Annotated in this window: 16 protein-coding genes and 1 tRNA gene; 9 read left to right on the top strand and 8 right to left on the bottom strand. The window is 67.5% G+C overall.

Annotated features, from left to right (window positions below):
* Positions 1-4: 4 nt before the first annotated feature.
* From WI697_RS00585 to WI697_RS00565, 5 genes are all read right to left on the bottom strand, one after another.
* Entirely contained in the window at positions 5-1,420 is a 1,416-nt protein-coding gene (locus WI697_RS00585; protein WP_345957050.1) for an SWIM zinc finger family protein, read from the bottom strand.
* A 31-nt stretch (positions 1,421-1,451) separates the two neighbouring features.
* Positions 1,452-1,928, bottom strand: coding sequence for an OsmC family protein (locus WI697_RS00580; protein ID WP_345957049.1), 477 nt, complete (start codon positions 1,926-1,928; stop codon positions 1,452-1,454).
* A complete protein-coding gene (locus tag WI697_RS00575) occupies positions 1,925-2,908 on the bottom strand; it encodes a DNA-3-methyladenine glycosylase family protein (protein WP_345957048.1) in 984 nt (327 codons plus the stop codon). Before WI697_RS00575 ends, WI697_RS00580 begins: the two co-directional genes overlap by 4 nt.
* A gap of 5 nt (positions 2,909-2,913) precedes the next feature.
* Positions 2,914-5,733: a DNA polymerase I gene (gene polA, locus WI697_RS00570; RefSeq protein ID WP_345957047.1), complete on the bottom strand. Its 2,820-nt coding sequence runs from the start codon at positions 5,731-5,733 to the stop codon at positions 2,914-2,916.
* A gap of 219 nt (positions 5,734-5,952) precedes the next feature.
* Positions 5,953-6,132 (bottom strand): zinc-finger domain-containing protein, encoded by a 180-nt coding sequence (locus tag WI697_RS00565; protein WP_014746725.1) that lies wholly within the window; start codon positions 6,130-6,132, stop codon positions 5,953-5,955.
* A 228-nt stretch (positions 6,133-6,360) separates the two neighbouring features.
* On the opposite strand from WI697_RS00565, the gene WI697_RS00560 reads away from it, so the two are divergent.
* The 3 genes from WI697_RS00560 (at position 6,361) to WI697_RS00550 (ending at position 8,863) form a co-directional block, all read left to right on the top strand.
* The gene (locus WI697_RS00560; RefSeq protein ID WP_062770594.1) at positions 6,361-7,341 is read left to right on the top strand and encodes an ABC transporter ATP-binding protein; all 981 of its coding nucleotides are present in this window, start codon (positions 6,361-6,363) and stop codon (positions 7,339-7,341) included.
* A gap of 135 nt (positions 7,342-7,476) precedes the next feature.
* Positions 7,477-7,553: transfer RNA gene (locus tag WI697_RS00555), tRNA-Arg, on the top strand.
* Between the two features lie 98 nt (positions 7,554-7,651).
* A complete protein-coding gene (locus tag WI697_RS00550; protein ID WP_345957046.1) occupies positions 7,652-8,863 on the top strand; it encodes a hypothetical protein in 1,212 nt (403 codons plus the stop codon).
* A gap of 173 nt (positions 8,864-9,036) precedes the next feature.
* On the opposite strand, the gene WI697_RS00545 is transcribed toward WI697_RS00550, so the two are convergent.
* Positions 9,037-9,537, bottom strand: a complete 501-nt coding sequence (locus WI697_RS00545; RefSeq protein ID WP_345957045.1) for a GNAT family N-acetyltransferase — start codon at positions 9,535-9,537, stop codon at positions 9,037-9,039.
* Between the two features lie 39 nt (positions 9,538-9,576).
* Complete coding sequence (locus WI697_RS00540) at positions 9,577-9,882, bottom strand: type II toxin-antitoxin system TacA family antitoxin (protein ID WP_345957044.1); 306 nt, start codon at positions 9,880-9,882, stop codon at positions 9,577-9,579.
* A gap of 140 nt (positions 9,883-10,022) precedes the next feature.
* On the opposite strand from WI697_RS00540, the gene WI697_RS00535 reads away from it, so the two are divergent.
* Positions 10,023-10,781 (top strand): HXXEE domain-containing protein, encoded by a 759-nt coding sequence (locus tag WI697_RS00535; protein WP_345957043.1) that lies wholly within the window; start codon positions 10,023-10,025, stop codon positions 10,779-10,781.
* On the opposite strand, the gene WI697_RS00530 is transcribed toward WI697_RS00535, so the two are convergent.
* Complete coding sequence (locus WI697_RS00530; protein ID WP_345957042.1) at positions 10,741-11,583, bottom strand: alpha/beta fold hydrolase; 843 nt, start codon at positions 11,581-11,583, stop codon at positions 10,741-10,743. The genes WI697_RS00535 and WI697_RS00530 overlap by 41 nt on opposite strands.
* A 206-nt stretch (positions 11,584-11,789) precedes the next feature.
* On the opposite strand from WI697_RS00530, the gene WI697_RS00525 reads away from it, so the two are divergent.
* The 5 genes from WI697_RS00525 (at position 11,790) to WI697_RS00505 (ending at position 16,113) form a co-directional block, all read left to right on the top strand.
* Positions 11,790-12,215: a DUF427 domain-containing protein gene (locus tag WI697_RS00525; protein ID WP_062770606.1), complete on the top strand. Its 426-nt coding sequence runs from the start codon at positions 11,790-11,792 to the stop codon at positions 12,213-12,215.
* On the top strand, positions 12,212-13,177 hold the full coding sequence (locus WI697_RS00520) for a LysR family transcriptional regulator (protein WP_345957041.1): 966 nt from the start codon (positions 12,212-12,214) through the stop codon (positions 13,175-13,177). Before WI697_RS00525 ends, WI697_RS00520 begins: the two co-directional genes overlap by 4 nt.
* A gap of 114 nt (positions 13,178-13,291) precedes the next feature.
* Positions 13,292-14,239 carry a hydroxymethylglutaryl-CoA lyase gene (locus WI697_RS00515; protein WP_345957040.1) on the top strand — a complete coding sequence of 316 codons (948 nt, stop codon included), beginning with the start codon at positions 13,292-13,294 and terminating at the stop codon, positions 14,237-14,239.
* Positions 14,240-14,285: 46 nt separating this feature from the next.
* Positions 14,286-15,545 (top strand): CaiB/BaiF CoA transferase family protein, encoded by a 1,260-nt coding sequence (locus tag WI697_RS00510; protein ID WP_345957039.1) that lies wholly within the window; start codon positions 14,286-14,288, stop codon positions 15,543-15,545.
* Positions 15,546-15,582: 37 nt separating this feature from the next.
* Positions 15,583-16,113: a gamma carbonic anhydrase family protein gene (locus WI697_RS00505; RefSeq protein WP_345957038.1), complete on the top strand. Its 531-nt coding sequence runs from the start codon at positions 15,583-15,585 to the stop codon at positions 16,111-16,113.
* Positions 16,114-16,120: the final 7 nt, after the last annotated feature.

Genomic DNA, 16,120 nt, shown 5'->3' with positions numbered 1-16,120 from the left:
CGGTTCAGGCGTCGAGCAGGCTCATCAGTACCCGACGGCTGCGATAGCGCCGTCTGATCTCGTCCAGATGCGTTGCATGCGCGGCGGGACTCCTCAGCGCTGCCAGCTGCTTCAGCAGCTGGCAGGCCTGTTCATAGGCCGGCCTGCCCCCGGTCGCGATCAGCGCTTCGATCCGATCCGTACGTGCCCGGATCTCCGTATCCGCAGGGGGGGACGGCGCCTTGGCCGGCGTCTCCAGCCTGGTCTTGAGAATGATCAGATCCCGGACCAGTTGCTTCCTGCCCTCAAACAGCCAGATCCCCTCGTCCAGCCAGTGCCGGGCAGCATCGGGCCGGTCGGCTTCCAGGCAGAACTCCACCAGTTTCCGATAGTCGGCGGGTGAGGTCAGGGTTCTGGCCCGGATGGCAATCCGGGCCTCGACATCGCCATCAGCCTCCGCGATCTGGTCCATGATCCGCGCCAGCGCGAGGCGCCGCGCCGATACCTCCGGGAACGTGCCACTATCAGGCCTGGGTGCAATCACCGGTTCGGCAGCCCAGGCATCGAAGACCAGCCGGCGCCAGCTCGCAAGGCCTTCGGGTCCGAGGAGATCTGTGTAATCCGCGATCGTACGGCTGCCGATCTCTTCCGGTGCGATGATATCGCGTGCGAAAAGCCGCTCCGCCAGCGTGAGGGGCGGTGGCGGTGCTGCCCGGCAGGCGGCCAGATGCAGCTGGTCCAACCTGGAGAACAGCTCGATGACCGGCGTGTTGTCGCCATCCATGCCGATAATCAGCCGGCAGGCGGCGGCCCGGATATGATCGATCAGGCGTCGGGCCAGCTCAGCGCGGCCGGTCTCGATCATTGTCAGCAGGGCGGTCAGGATCGGGTCGATCGAGAGTGTCCAGCCCTCGGCCATATCCGCATCGAGCCAGCCATCATCCTCCACGTCGGGCAGCGCAGCGTCGATCGCCCTGGCGAGGCGCGTGAAGGCGTCGTCGTCACTCTCATCGCCAGGCAAGGCGGTCAGATCGAGCCTGCGATAAAGCTCCGGATCGGTAAGCGCGCAGTCGAGCACGATTCCCACCAGGGTGTCGACGTCCAGGCTTTTCAGATGGGTGCGGATCCGCGCCCGGGTCCGGGCGATCTCGGGATCGGGCTGAAGCCCCGTCTTCAGGATGGTCAGCCCCACCGCGACCATATGCTTGCACGGCCCGTAATTTTCATAGGCCGGGCAGCTGCAGTCGCCATCGACATGGCCATCCCGGTCGATGAACAGGCGGGTGATGTAGGGCTCCGTGCCCTCCACCCTGGCCAGCACCCGGTGCGGATCGGCGTCGAGGATGGTCACGCGGCCATCGTGGTGGTAGCGCTCACCCCGGCTGACGATCGAAGGGGCGATCTCGTCGAGCAGACTGTCGATATCGATCCGGATCTTCAAGACGTGCTCCGCAAGAGGGCTCGGCTCGTGCTCAGGCGCTGACGACCTCGACCGTATCCTCGATCTCGATCGGGCAGTTGAGGCTGTTGGCGATGAAGCAGAGATGATGCGCTTCGCCATGCAGGGACTGCGCCACGGCCGGATCGCCGGCGGAAATGGTCACCCGCGGCCTGAGCCGGATGCGGGTGAAGGCGCCGCCGCCATCGGCGCGTTCGGTCATCTCGCCCTCGGCGGTATCGGTATAGCTGCGCACGACGATGCCCCGGGTGCTGGCCAGATGCAGATACCAGAGCATGTGGCAGGCAGAGGCCGAGGCGACCAGCAGGTCTTCCGGGTTGTGGCGCGTCGTGTCGCCGCGGAAGGCCGGGTCCGAAGAGCCGGCGATGACCGGCTTGCCCGCGATCTTGAGGTCGTGATCGCGGGAATAGCTGCGATAGCCGGCGGTGCCCTGGCCGGTATCGCCGGTCCAGACGGTTTCGGCGGTGTAGCGGTGGATGCGGCCGCTCATGGGCGTTTCTCCTCCGGCGGGGTGGCGGCGGCCCGCTTGCGGGCAAGCCGCGGGGTGGCGCCCTCGGCCCCGGCGGCACCCAGGGTGGAGAGCAGCAGCGTCTGGGCGTCGAGGGCGGCTTCCCCCCAATGGGCGGTGGTGCGGGCGACCTCGGCGGCGGAAATGATTTCGGCATCGTGATAGGCGCGGGCCACCGCCTTGCGCACGCCCAGATCGCCGGTCGCCACCACCGGCCGGCCCAGGCCGCGGGCCAGAACCCAGTCTGCGGTCCAGTCGCCGATGCCCGGGATGGCGGTCAGCCGGCGGCGGATTTCCGGCGTGTCGGCCGCGGCCATGGCGGCTGCATCCAGCCGGCCGTCGACGATCGCCCGGGCCACGCTCACGATCGCCCGGGCCTTGGCGCCGGTGAACTGCAGGGCCTTGATGTCGTCGGGGTCGATCGCCGCGATCCGGGCCGGATCGATATCGATCACCCAGCCGCTGCCCACCGGCCGGCGGATGCCGAAGGCCTCGGCCAGGCGACGGCGGGTGGTCGCGGCCCAGGCGAGGTTGACCAGCTGGGCGCTGATCGTGCGCAGCATCACCACCATCGGCTCGGGGTAGAGCAGGGTGGGGCGCACCCCCTGGGCGGCGGCGATCCGGCCGATCACCGGATCCTCGGTGGCGAGCGCCGCGAAGGCCGCACCCGGCAGATGCAGACGGGCGGCCATGGCGCGGGTCGCGATCTCCAGCAGGTCGACGGCGCCGGTTTCCACCGTCACCTGCAAATCGCCCCGGGCATCGGCGGTGAGGATGGTTTCCACCGCCACCGGCGCGCGTTCGATCCGCTCGATCGTATAGAGCCGGTCACCGTCGAGCCGCACCAGCCCGTCATCGCCATGGGCTGCGAGGCCCGCGAAGGCGGTGACCAGATCGATGCCGGCCGGCAGCCGGATCCGGCCGGGGGCGACCGCCTCGACGGCTCCGCTGTCTGCAGGCATCGCCGTCAATGTGCGGCATCCCAGTCGAGCCCGGTGCCGACCTCGACGACATAGGGCACCGGCCGCGACACCACATCTTCCATCACCCGCTTGACCAGGGCGGCGGTCTCTTCGACCTCGGCCTCGGGCACCTCCAGCAGGATTTCGTCATGGACCTGGAGCAGCATGCGCGCGCCGAGCGGGCTTGCCTCCAGCGCCTCATCCAGCGCCACCATGGCGAGCCGGACGATATCGGCGGCCGACCCCTGAAGCGGCGCGTTGATCGCGGCGCGTTCGGCAAAGGCCCTGAGCGCCGGGTTCTTGGCGGCGATGTCGGGCGTCCAGCATTTGCGGCCGAAGATCGTGGTCACGAAGCCATGGGCGCGGGCATCGGCCTTGGCCCGTTCCATATAGTCGCGGATGCCGGGATAGCGCTCGAAATAGGCCTCGATATAGCGCTTGGCCTCGGATTGCGGGATGTCCAGCTGCTGGGCCAGACCGAAGGCGCTGATGCCGTAGATGATGCCGAAATTGATCGCCTTGGCCCGCCGGCGGGTGATCGGATCCATCCCCTGCACCGGCACGCCGAAGACCTGAGAGGCGGTCAGCGCATGGATGTCGATGCCCTCGCGGAAGGCCTGGCGCAGGGCCTGGATGTTGGCGATGTCGGCCAGCAGGCGCAGCTCGATCTGGCTGTAGTCGGCCGACATCAGCACATGGCCCGCCTCGGGCACGAAGGCGCGGCGGATCCGCCGGCCTTCCTCGGTGCGCACGGGAATGTTCTGAAGATTGGGGTCGTTCGACGACAGCCGGCCGGTGGTGGTGACGGTCAGTGCGAAGCTGGTGTGGATGCGGCCGGTTTCCGGGTTCACCGCCTCGGCCAGCGCATCGGCATAGGTGTTCTTGAGCTTGGCGAGCTGACGCCAGTCCAGCACCTTTGCCGGCAGTTCATGGCCGTCGGCGGCCAGCTTCTGCAGGATGTCGGCGCCGGTGGCATAGGCGCCGGTCTTGCCCTTCTTGCCCCCGGGCAGGCTCAGCTTGTCGAACAGAATCTCGCCCAGCTGCTTGGGGCTGCCGACGTTGAAACTCTCGCCGGCCAGTTCGTGGATGCGCGTTTCCAGTGCCGCCATGCCGTCGGCGAATTCCCGCGAGGCCTTGCCCAGCATGTCGCGGTCGATGCGGATGCCGCGCCGTTCCATCCGCGCCAGCACCGGCACCAGCGCCCGGTCGGTGCGCTCGTACAGCGCCCGCACGCCTTCGGGGCCGAGGCGGGGTTTCAGCAGCCGGTGCAGGTTCAGCGTGACGTCGGCGTCCTCGGCGGCATAGTCGCGGGCGCGGTCCAGCGGCACCTCGTCGAAGCCGATCCGGTCGCGGCCCTTGCCGGTGACCTCGTCATAGGAAATCGGCGTCACCCCCAGATGGATCTGGGCCAGTTCGTCCATGCCATGGCCGTGGCGGGTGCCGTCGAGCGCGTAGGACATGACCATGGTGTCGTCGATCGGCGCGATCTCGATGCCTTCGCGCGCCATGACGATCATGTCGTATTTGATGTTCTGGCCGACCTTCAGCACGCCCGGCGCTTCCAGCAGCGGGCGGAGCAGGGTGATCGCCCGGTCGACCGGGATCTGCTCGGGTGCCCCCTCATCCGCCCCGGCCTCGCCGCCGGCCGCCCCCAGATCGAGCGCACCCTGCCGGGCCTTGCGGGGCGCCACATGGCGAAGCGGCACATAGCAGGCCCGGCCCGGCGCCACCGCCAGCGAAAAGCCGACCAGCACGGCGCGATGGGCGTCGAGGCTGGTGGTCTCGGTGTCGAAACCGACGATGCCCGCCTCGGTCGCCATCTCGATCCAGCGGGTGAGGGCGGGTTCATCCTGGATCAGCTCGTAATCGCGCACCGCCGCACGCACATCCTCGGCCGCCGCCGCGGCAGCCGAGCCGGCGCTGCCGCCATGGGCGGGTTTCGAGGCGCCCAGATGCGGCCGCAGCTTGGCCACCAGCGAGGTGAAGCCCTGCTGCTCCAGGAAGGAAAGCACGACCTCGGCGCTCATCTGGCCGACATGCAGGCTGTCCAGCGGATCGGGCAGGTCGACATCGTCGCGCAGCCGGACCAGCTCACGAGAGACCCGCGCCTTGTCGGCATTTTCGATCAGGGTCTGGCGACGCTTGGGCTGCTTGATCTCACCCGCGCGGGCGAGCAGCGTGTCCAGATCGCCATATTCGCCGATCAGCTGGGCGGCGGTCTTGACCCCGATGCCGGGCACGCCCGGCACGTTGTCGGTGGAATCACCCGCCAGCGCCTGAACGTCGACCACCTTGTCGGGGGCGACGCCGAATTTGGCCATCACCTCTTCAAGGCCGATCTTCTTGGCCTTCATCGGATCCATCAGCGACACGCCGTCCTGGATCAGCTGCATGAGGTCCTTGTCGGCCGAGACGATCACCACCTCCTGGCCGGCCTCGCGCGCCGCTTTCGCATAGCTCGCGATCAGGTCGTCGGCCTCAAAGCCGGGCAGCTCGATGCAGGGCAGGGCGAAGGCGCGGGTGGCGTCGCGGATCAGCGGGAACTGGGGGACCAGCTCTTCCGGCGGCTCGGGGCGATGGGCCTTGTAATCGGGGTAGATCTCGTTGCGGAAGCTCAGCCGGCCGGCATCGAAAATCACCGCCAGCCGTTCGGCCTTCAGATCCTCGATCAGCTTCAGCAGCATCGAACAGAAGCCGTAGACCGCGTTGACCGGCGTGCCGTCGGGGCGGTTCAGCGGCGGCAGGGCGTGGAAGGCCCGGAAGATGTAGCCCGATCCGTCGACGAGGTAGAGGGGGCTCTGGGGGCTCGGGGTCTGGTCGCTCATCTCTACCGTCTCGGCTCCGGGAAGTCTGGGTACAGGAAGGCCGCGGTCATCGCGGCGGGCAGTATGGCACGAAAGTCGCGCGGAACCCATCCGCGAACGGACACGGAACAAGGCCCCGGCCTGCCGGCCATGGCCGCCAGCACGAAGAACCCGGGCCGCGGCGGCGACCCGGGTTCCGGATGTCTCTGGGGGCCCCGGATAATCGGGGCCCGTGCCGGCTCAGTGGCCGTGCGAGGCCTTGGCGCCGGGCTTCAGCACATAGTGACGCCCGCAATAGGGGCAGTCGACATAGCCCTTGCCTTCCATGTTCAGAAAGACCCGCGGATGGCCGAGGGCGCCGACGCCGCCGTCGCATGCGAGCTGGGTCTGCTCGACGATGATGGTCTCAACGGGTTCCATGTTTCTCGCCTCGGATGTCGCCTGAACACGATATCTGTTTTGGGACCGGTCTGATCAGGGCCCTGGCCCGGCGCGCGCATCGCCCGGATGACGCCGCCCGGCCGGCCGGCGTTGACCGGACGGTGGCCCGATGATACCCAAGGTCGGCCCATGCGCAAGTGCGTCCCGCGGCCTCCGGCCGGGCCTGAAGCCCGGCTGCCGGTGACCGCCGCCAGGAAAGCCCCGCCGATGTCCCCGACCCGTACCGCCTCTGCCACCGCTCCCGACCTCGCCATCTCGGCCCGCGAGCTGCGCAAGACCTATGCCGGCGGCAAGACCGCGCTGCACGGGGTGACGCTCGAGGTGCCGCGCGGATCGATGTTCGCCCTGCTCGGCCCCAATGGCGCCGGCAAGTCGACCTTCATCAACATTCTGGCGGGCATGGTCCACAAGACCTCGGGTACGGTGGAAATCTGGGGCCGCGATCTCGATCGCCGCCAGCGCGATGCCCGGCTGGCCATCGGCATCGTGCCCCAGGAACTGGTGCTCGACCCCTTCTTCACCCCGCGCGAGGCGCTGGAGCTGCAGGCCGGGTTTTACGGCGTTCCCAAATCCGAACGCCGGACCATGGAACTGCTGAGGGCGGTGGGGCTGGACGACAAGGCCGATGCCTATGCCCGCACGCTTTCGGGCGGCATGCGCCGCCGGCTGCTGGTCGCCAAGGCGATGGTCCACAACCCGCCGGTGCTGGTGCTGGACGAGCCGACGGCGGGTGTCGATATCGAACTGCGCCGCAAGCTCTGGGATTATGTCCGCGAGCTGAACGCCGCCGGCACGACGGTGGTGCTGACCACCCATTATCTGGAAGAGGCGCAGGAACTCTGCGACCGGATCGCGATCATCAATCACGGCCGGCTGATCGCCTGCGACCGCACCGACGCCCTGCTCTCGCAGCTGGACGCCAAGGAACTGGTGGTGCGGGTGGCCGAGGCCCTGGCCCCGGGCCAGGTGCCGGCACCGCTCGCCGCCTTCGGCGCCGCGGTCGATGCCGAGGCCGGCACCGTCTGCTTCCGCTTCCGCCCGAGCGAAACCCCCGTCGGCCGCCTGCTGGCCGCCGTGACCGCCGCGGGGCTGACGGTCGCCGACATCACCACCCGCGAACCCGACCTGGAAGACCTGTTCCTGCGCCTGACCCGCGAATCCGACGCGGCCAGAGAGGCGGCGGCCTGACCGGCGTCCCCCCGGCCCTCACCCCCTGTCAAAACCCCGCGCGAAACACTTTACGCCGCCGCCGCCTTCGGCTAATGTCCAGGCCTCGACGCCGGGGGCCACCCCCGCCGTCCGCCGCAGGTTCGCCCCGGCCACGCACTCGTAGCTCAGTTGGATAGAGCGCCGCCCTCCGAAGGCGGAGGTCACAGGTTCGAATCCTGTCGAGTGCGCCATTTTTCCCCGATCGCTTTCTAGTAATTTTGCCATAGAGTAATCTATAACTTTATCGCCTTTGTGATTCGGCGCAGTGCAACCCGGATGATGGCTTCGTATGACCGAACCCGATCCTTATGCAGATGACCCTTTTTTCAGGCGTGTTTTCGATGGGAGATGGAATGCCTGCATCGGTCGCCAGGGAGAAGAAGAGCACTATCTCGATGGCTATATCGAGGCTGCGATTGAGCTTGTCGATGCCATCATTGAGAAGAAGCTGTTCGCCAAGCGGGATACGCTGGTGCTGCCCATCTTATATAACGCGCGGCACGCGATGGAGCTGGCGCTGAAGTTCGCGACAGATCGTCTGGTTGAGTGCTCCGTATTAAATAATAGTGGAATTAGACGGGATCACGACATTGGTACCTATTGGAACCGTCTGCATGAGGCGGATATCGGCGATGAGAAATTGCGGACGGTGATTGCCGGGCTGAAGCCATTCGTTGAAAGTGTGTCCCGTATCGATGCCGATGGCCAGGAGCTGCGATACCATCGCAATCGCAACAACGAGCCTAGTCTTTCAAAATATTCGGTAGTCAATCTGACACTCATCCAGGAAAGCCTTCGTGACCTGGAGGGGCTTCTCAGAGATCTCAAGCATCGCAGCGTGGATTTCGTTAACGAGTTAGCAACCGGGGCCTGTACTAGACGGTGCTCACGGAGTGATCTATTGGAGATCGCGCGCATGATACCACCGTACAAAGATTGGTCGACTCAAGCTTTTAAGGATCAGAAGGAGGAAGTGAAGGCGCGCTTCCAATTAAGTAGTGGAAAGTTGTCGGATGCAATAAATTTAATTCGAAATAATCGTGAAATGTCTGCCATTGTCGGCATTGAGAGCAATCTGCTTCATATTACGGATGATGAATTGATATGGGTTGTCGAACAGTGGCGTCGCATCCATCCATGTCGGCCTGAACGTGACAATGGTGATGAAGATTTGGGGATGATGTGGTCTTTTGATAAGTTCATGGAATATGAAAATAAAATTTCTAAGATATATAACGACATAACCAATGAAATAAACGAAAGATTATCATCTGACGCCATAGCTGATCTTGAAGTCATATTTTATATGGCCCGGGATAATGTATTTTCAGAATATTATTTGCAGAATGTGAAAATGAAGCAAGCAGATTATGCTAATATCGGTGGTTTGCACGAGAAAATTCGGCATCTTCTTGAAAAGACCAATCTTCTTATGTGCTTGCAAAAAGGTGCGCGCATGTTGGGTAGGTCGGTGTTGGCTCAGCGGCTGATGACGATATAGAATTGTGTTCGTTATTAAGATACTTGGATCGACGGCGAGAAAATTTGGATTATACTTCTGTTTTTCGCTGTCTAATATTTGGTTAGCGTTGCGGCATGTCCCAGGAGATGATTATCTGCCTCCCGCTCGATAGCAGGCCACAGTGACCTCGTGAGAGAGATGTAGCGCTAAAGCTACCGCTTTTCGGTTGGCGGTCCTACCATCTTCCCCACCACCACCATAGGCAACACCAGCCGCATCGAGTCCGGCAGCTGCATGAAGCCATGGGCGGCATAGAAGGCCGCGGCCCGTGTGTTCAGGGCATCAACAACCACCATGCAGGAACCGATTGTCGTAGCGGAGGCGTAGGCGCGGCGCAGGGCGTCGGCGAGGAGGATGGCGCCGAGACCCGTGCCCTGGCAGGTCGTCGAGACGGCGAGCCGGCCGAGCAGGGTGGCGCTGACCAGGGGATAGCGTGGGATGTGCTTCCGGGCGGCAGCGGGGACCGCTCCCGGCTCAAGCGCGGTGGCGCACAGCGTGTAATAGCCGAGCACGGTTTCGGGCCGGGCGGAGGCCGTTACCACGAAGACGCCATTGGCCTTGCGCCGCACATCCTGCCCGGCCTTGCGTCGCAAGATAGCGATCCAGGTCGTCGATACCGCAGGAGAAGCCGGCCCGATCGTGATGCGGTGCAAGAGCGTCGATCCGCAAATCCGGATCCGTCGCCGCCATCTTCAGGAAACCACGCGCCGCCCGTGTTCCGTGAAGGCGCGGCGGAGCCGGTCGTTCGGTTCGGGGGGCGCGATCAGGGCATCGAAGAAGGCTGTACGATCCCGGTCGGACAGAGCGAGGGTCTCATGTTCGGCGATCGTTCGGCGGGCGGTCTCGACGAGGGCGGTGACGCAGAAATCACTCACCTTGCGCCGCGACAGATGGGCGGCCCGCTCGATCAGTTCCTTGGTCTCTTCGTCCAGCCGGAAGCCGAGACGTTCGACCCGGCCTGGCACCTTTCGCTCGGGGCGGGGCTGCTTGTTCGCCATGGGGATGCTCCGGCCAAAGTGGTGGCGGGTCGATTATACGTCTGATTGCCCGACGATGAAGGATGCTGTGGCGGCTATCGTCATGGTCGGTGACCCGGCCTATGATGCTGTCGAGGATCATGCCGAGCGGAGATGCCCCCATGCCCGTCGCCGATCTCTTCCCCCCGTCGATGAGCTTCTCGCACCTCTGGCCCTGGATCGGGCTGGTGCTGGCGGTGCCGCTGGCGATCGCGCTGGCCGGTGGGGGATTGCGGGGAGACCGTTCCGTCACGCGCTGGCGGGATCCGGTCTGGCTGTGCTGGGCGGGGACGCTGGCCTATCTGTTCCATCAGGTGGAGGAGCACGGCGTCGATGCGCTGGGAGTGCCCTATGCCTTCCGGGGCATGCTGTGCGCCACCTTCGGCTTTCCGGATCCCGCCGCCTGTCCGATCCCTGAGGCCTTCATCACCGCCGTGAACATCCCGGTGGTCTGGCTGGCGGGGCCCGTCTGTGCGCTGCTGGGGCGGCGGCGGCCGGCGCTGGCGCTGGCCTGGCTGGGGGTGCCGGCGGTGAATACCATGGCCCATCTGGTGCCGGCCGTGGTGGAGGGGGCCTATAACCCCGGTCTGGTGACCGCGCTGGTCCTGTTCCTGCCGCTGTCGGCGTGGAGTTTCCGCATGGCGCTGGGCCGGCCCGATCTGGGCCGGCGGGCGGTTGCCGGCACGGTTGCGGGCGGGGTGCTGCTGCACGCCGTGCTGATGGGCTCTCTGCTCGCCTTTCTGGCGGGGCGGATCGGAACGGCCCTGCTGGTGCTGATCCAGATCGTCAATCCGGTGATCCCGCCGGCACTGGTTGCGCGGGTCACGGCCGGGCGGCAGATCAGTCCGCCGCCGGCACGGCCCCGGCCAGGAAGCCGCTGATCAGCTCCACCAGGTCGTCCTCGCATTCGCGGTGGGGCACATGGCCGATGCCGGCCAGGATGCGCGCGGTGCCGGTGGTGCCGGCAATGCGGCGGGGATGTTCGGGCGAGCCGTATTCATCAAGCTCGCCATGGATCGCGAGCACCGGGCAGCGCACCCGGGCGCGGGCCGCATCCACCGTCCAGTCGGCGAAGACGGGTGACAGCCAGGTCTCGGTCCAGGCATCGACCACCCAGCGCGCCTTGTCGCCATGATAGCGGGCGAGCCTGGCCAGGTCTTCAGGCCGCTGGAAGCCGGCCTTGGCAACCTCGATCCCGGCGATGGTGCGGTCCTCGACGAAGGCTTGTGCGGCAATGGTCACCAGCGCCCGGCAGCGCTCGGGAAGGGCGGCGGCGGTGTGGATGCCCATGCCGCCGCCGACACTATGGCCGCAGGCGATGAAGCCGTCGATACCGAGCGCGTCACAGATTGCCGGCACCGCTTCGTGCGCTTCGGCGGCGACGAAATCGATCGGCAGCAGGCCGGGATAGGGATCGGAACGGCCGAAACCCAGCCGGTCATAGGCGATCACCCGCCGGCCGGTGGCGGCGGCGAGCCGTTCCGGAAAGCTGCGCCAGAGCGCGACGCAGCCGAGCGAATCATGGAAGAGCAGAACGGGCACCCCGCCGCCCCCCACCCGTTCCTCCGAAGCGGGCGGCGTCCAGCTGCGGGCGAAGAGCCGGCCCCTGGGCGTCGGGATCAGATGTTCCTGCGCCACGGGGGCGGTCGGGGCGGCAGGTTTGGCGGAGGCGATCTCGGTCATGTCCGGTCCGGGCTTTTTCGGGGCATGGCCGCTAGCATAGCCCTGCGGGCGGGATTGATCACCCGCAGGATGATCAGCCGCCGGGCAGAGGGGATGATCCGGCCCCCCGCCCCTTGCCGACCCGCCCTGGTCATGCCCAGATCTGCCAGATCTGATCGGGCGCCGTCGAGGGCGTCTGCCCCTGCCAGCCAAAGGAGCGACAGACCATGACCGGAACACGCACGGTCCGGGTTCCCGGGCCCGACCATCCGATCACCGTCACCGCCTGGCCCGGCCGGGTCCGGGTGCGCGCCGGCGGCCGGGTGATCGCCGACAGTCGCAAGGCGGTGGTGCTGAAGGAGGCCGACTATCCGCCGGTCTTCTACCTGCCGCGCGCCGATGTGGCGATGGGCGCGCTTGCCCGCACCAGCCACACCAGCTGGTGCCCCTATAAGGGCGAGGCGGCCTATTTCTCGATCCCCGCGGCCGGTGCGCGTGGGGAGAACGCCGTCTGGAGTTACGAGGATCCGCTGCCGGCGATGGCATCGATCTGCGGCCGGGTCGCCTTCTACCCGGACCGGGTGGATGCGATCGAGACCGATGATGCGCCGGCAACCGATGGTCGCGGAGACGATGGCGACGGGCCGGCATGACCCTGCCCCCGGACTGGCGGAGCCTGCAGATCCTGCTGGCGGCGATCGATTGTGGCAGCGTCACCCGTGCCGCCGGGCGCTGCGGCATCGCGGTTTCGGCCGCGGCCAAGCGCATCCAGGAGCTGGAGGCGGAACTTGGGGTGCGGCTGCTCGACCGGGCCGCCCGTGGGGTTACCCCCACCCCCGAGGGAGAGGTGCTGGCCCGCCATGCCCGGGCGATGTTCGCCTTCGGAGACCGGCTGGCCGATGATCTGCGGGCGGTGGCGGGCGGCGGGCTCGGCCGGGTGCGGCTGGCGGCGACCATGTCGGTGGTCGCCGGCCATCCGCTGCCCCAGGCCCTGGCCGCCTTTGCCCACGCCCGGCCCGGCATCGAGGTCGAGCTGATCGAGAGCACCAGCCTGACCATTCTGAGCGAGCTGGTCGAGGGGCGGGCGGATCTGGGGATCATCACCATCGGGACCGCCCTGCCCGAAGGGCTGACGGGCCAGCCCTGGGGGCGCGACCGGCTGCTGGCGGTGCTGCCGGATGGTCACCCGCTTGCCGGCAGAGGCGGGCCCGGCGGAGAGGGCATCGGTCTGGGGGAGCTGCTGCGCGAGCCGCTGATCGAGATCATCGAGGGCGGCGCCATCACCCTGCTGCTGAACGACATGGCCGAACGGGCCGGTCTGAACCCGCGCGCCGCCTTTCGGGTGGCGACGGTGGACAGCGCCATCCGCATGGTGGCGGCCGGCCAGGGCGTTGCGGTCATCCCCGACGGCATGTTCGACATCTTCTCGCCGGCGCTGGGCCTGGTGGGGGTGGCGATCGCCGAGCCCTGGGCACATCGGCGCCTGCGGCTGGTCGGGCGCCCGGCGGCGGTGCTGTCGCCGGCGGCGCGGCTGCTGCACGACCACCTCGCCGATCTGGCACCTCGCCGGTCTGACACCTCGCGGCCTGGGCGAGACCGGGTGAGCATCCGCTGATCGCGGAGGCATCCTGCGCGATTTTGCGATTCTCCTTCGTATTCCGCGGAGTCACTCTTCCTGAAAACCGCATGCGGACGGCCTGCACCCGCAGGTGCATGGGAGGATCAGGAGATGACGCAGAAAACGAGCGGCCGCCCGGCGGTGATCGTGCGCGAGGTCGGCCCGCGCGACGGGTTGCAGAACGCCCGCGCGGTGATGGCCACAGCCGACAAGCTTGCCTGGATCGCCGCCCTGGTGGCGGCCGGCCTTCGCGAGATGGAGGTGGCGAGCTTCGTGCCGCCCGCCCTGATGCCGCAGATGGCGGATGCCGCCGAGGTCAACGCCCGGGTGCGCGCCGCCCATCCCGACCTGCATGCCGTGGTGCTTGCCCCCAATATGAAGGGCGTCGAAGCCGCGATCGCGGCCGGCGCCACCACGATCATCCTGCCGGTCTCGGCCAGCGAGGCGCACAGCCAGGCCAATGTCCGCCGCAGCCGTGCCGAACAGGTGGCGGCGGTCGCGGAGATCGTGGCCCGCCTGCACAATGGCGGGCCCGGCCGGCCGCGGATCGAGGCGGGCATCTCCACCGCCTTCGGCTGTTCCCGCCAGGGCGTGGTGCCGGAGCGGGACGTGATCGACACCGCCGTCGCGCTGGCCCGCGCCGGGGCCGATGCGGTGGCGCTGGCCGATACGCTGGGCTATGCGACCCCCGGTCAGGTCCGCCGGCTGGTGCGGGCGGTGCGCGCCGAACTGGGGGCGGTGCCGCTCGGCAATCTGCATCTGCACGACACGCTCGGCACCGGCCTCGCCAATGTGCTGGCCGGGCTGGAAGAGGGGGTGCGCGGCTTCGACGCCGCCCATGGCGGCCTTGGCGGCTGCCCCTTCGCACCGGGCTCTGTCGGTAACGTGACGACCGAGGATCTGGTCTATCTGTTGGAATCCGAGGGCTTCGACACCGGCATCGATCTGGACCGGCTGATCCGGGCGCGGGAGCTGCTGTCGGCCGGCCTGCCCGGCGAGGCCCTGCACGGCCGGGTTGCCGCTGCCGGCATTCCGCCGACCTGGGGGAAGACCGATTGATCCCGGCTTCGTCGTCTGGCCCCCGCTATCTTAAAAGGATCCCGCCTTGTCCGACCCCTCCCCGGAGACGCCCGCCCTGCCGCTTGCCGGTCTGCGCGTGCTTGAATTCACCCACATGGTCATGGGGCCGTCCTGCGGCATGATCCTGGCGGATCTGGGCGCCGATGTGGTGAAGATCGAACCCGGGCCGGCGGGGGATGCCACCCGCCGGCTGACCGGGGCGGCGATCGGCTTCTTCCCGACCTTCAACCGCAACAAGCGCAGCCTGTGCATCGATCTGAAGCGGCCCGAGGGCGTGGCCCTGGTCCGCCGGCTGGCGGAAGATGCCGATGTGCTGATCGAGAATTTCCGTCCCGGCGCCATGGAGGCGCTGGGGCTGGGCCCGGCTGCCATGGCCGAGATCAACCCCAGGCTGGTCTATTGCGCGCTGAAGGGTTTTCTGCCCGGGCCTTACGAGCACCGCACCGCGCTCGACGAGGTGGTGCAGATGATGGGCGGGCTTGCCTATATGACCGGGCCGCGCGGCCGGCCGCTGCGTGCCGGATCTTCGGTCAACGACATCATGGGCGGCATGTTCGGGGTGATCGCGATCCTGGCGGCGCTGCGCGAGCGCGAGAGCACCGGCCGCGGCGGGCTGGTCCAGTCGGGCCTGTTCGAGACCAACATGATCCTGGTCGCCCAGCACATGGCGCGCGCGGCCATCGAGGCGGCCGATCCGGAACCCTTCGGGGATCCGGGCATGCGCAAGCCCTGGCCGGTCTATGACGTGTTCGACACGGCCCGGCCCGGCGAGCAGGTCTTTGCCGGGGTGGTGAGCATGGGGCAGTGGCGTGCCTTCTGCGGCGCCTTCGGGCTGGAGGATCTGCTGGCCGATCCGGCGCTGGACAGCGTGCCGCGGCTTGCGGCGGCGCGGCCGGCCTTTCTGCCCCGGGTGGCCGACGCCTTCCGGCGGGTGACCAAGGCCGAGGCGATGGCGCGGCTGGAGCGGTTGGGCGTGCCTTTCGCGCCGATCGCCAAGCCGTCGGACCTGTTCGACGACCCGCATCTTCTGGCCTCGGGCGGGCTGCTGGATGTGGATCTCGCGGCCTCGGAAGGTCGGGCCGGGGGGCCTGCGGCCGCACGGGCCGGCATTCCGGCCCTGCCGGTGCATCTGCCCGGCGGGCGGCCGGGTCTGCGCCGCCAGCCGCCCGCGGCGGGTGAGCATGGTATCGAACTTCTGCGCGAGGCGGGACTGTCGGAGACCGAGATCGGCGATATCCTGGCAGCGGGCGTCGTGACGGCGCCCCCATCCAAGGCGGCCGACTGACCGGGCCGCCCGCCACCCGCCAGAGGAGACCCTGCCGATGCCGCTCTATGCCCTGGACGATCTGGAACCCGAGATCGCCGATCCCGCCCGGATCTGGATCGCCCCCGATGCCCATGTCATCGGACGGGTACGGCTGGGGCTGGATGTCGGCATCTGGTTCGGCGCGGTGCTGCGCGGCGACAACGACCTGATCGCGGTCGGCGACCGGACCAATGTTCAGGACGGCGCCACGCTCCATACCGACCGGGGCGTGCCGCTCACCATCGGCACCGGCGTCACCATCGGCCACCACGCCATGGTCCATGGCTGCACCATCGGCGACAACGCCCTGATCGGCATCGGCGCCACCATCCTGAACGGCGCCCGGATCGGCGCCAACTGCCTGGTCGGCGCCCATGCGCTGGTGACCGAAGGCAAGGACTTCCCCGAGGGCAGCCTGATCCTGGGCTCCCCCGCAAAGGCGGTCCGGCCGCTCGACGCGGCAGCGCTTGCGATGCTGAAAGGCTCGGCCGAGGGCTATGTCCGCAATGCGGCACGATTCCGGACGGGGTTGCGCGTCATCGGCTGACCGACGC

It is taken from the genome of Tistrella mobilis, assembly GCF_039634785.1.
Lineage (GTDB): Bacteria > Pseudomonadota > Alphaproteobacteria > Tistrellales > Tistrellaceae > Tistrella > Tistrella mobilis.
Note: the sequence above shows the minus strand (reverse complement) of the source record. Positions and strands in the feature narration are given on the sequence as shown.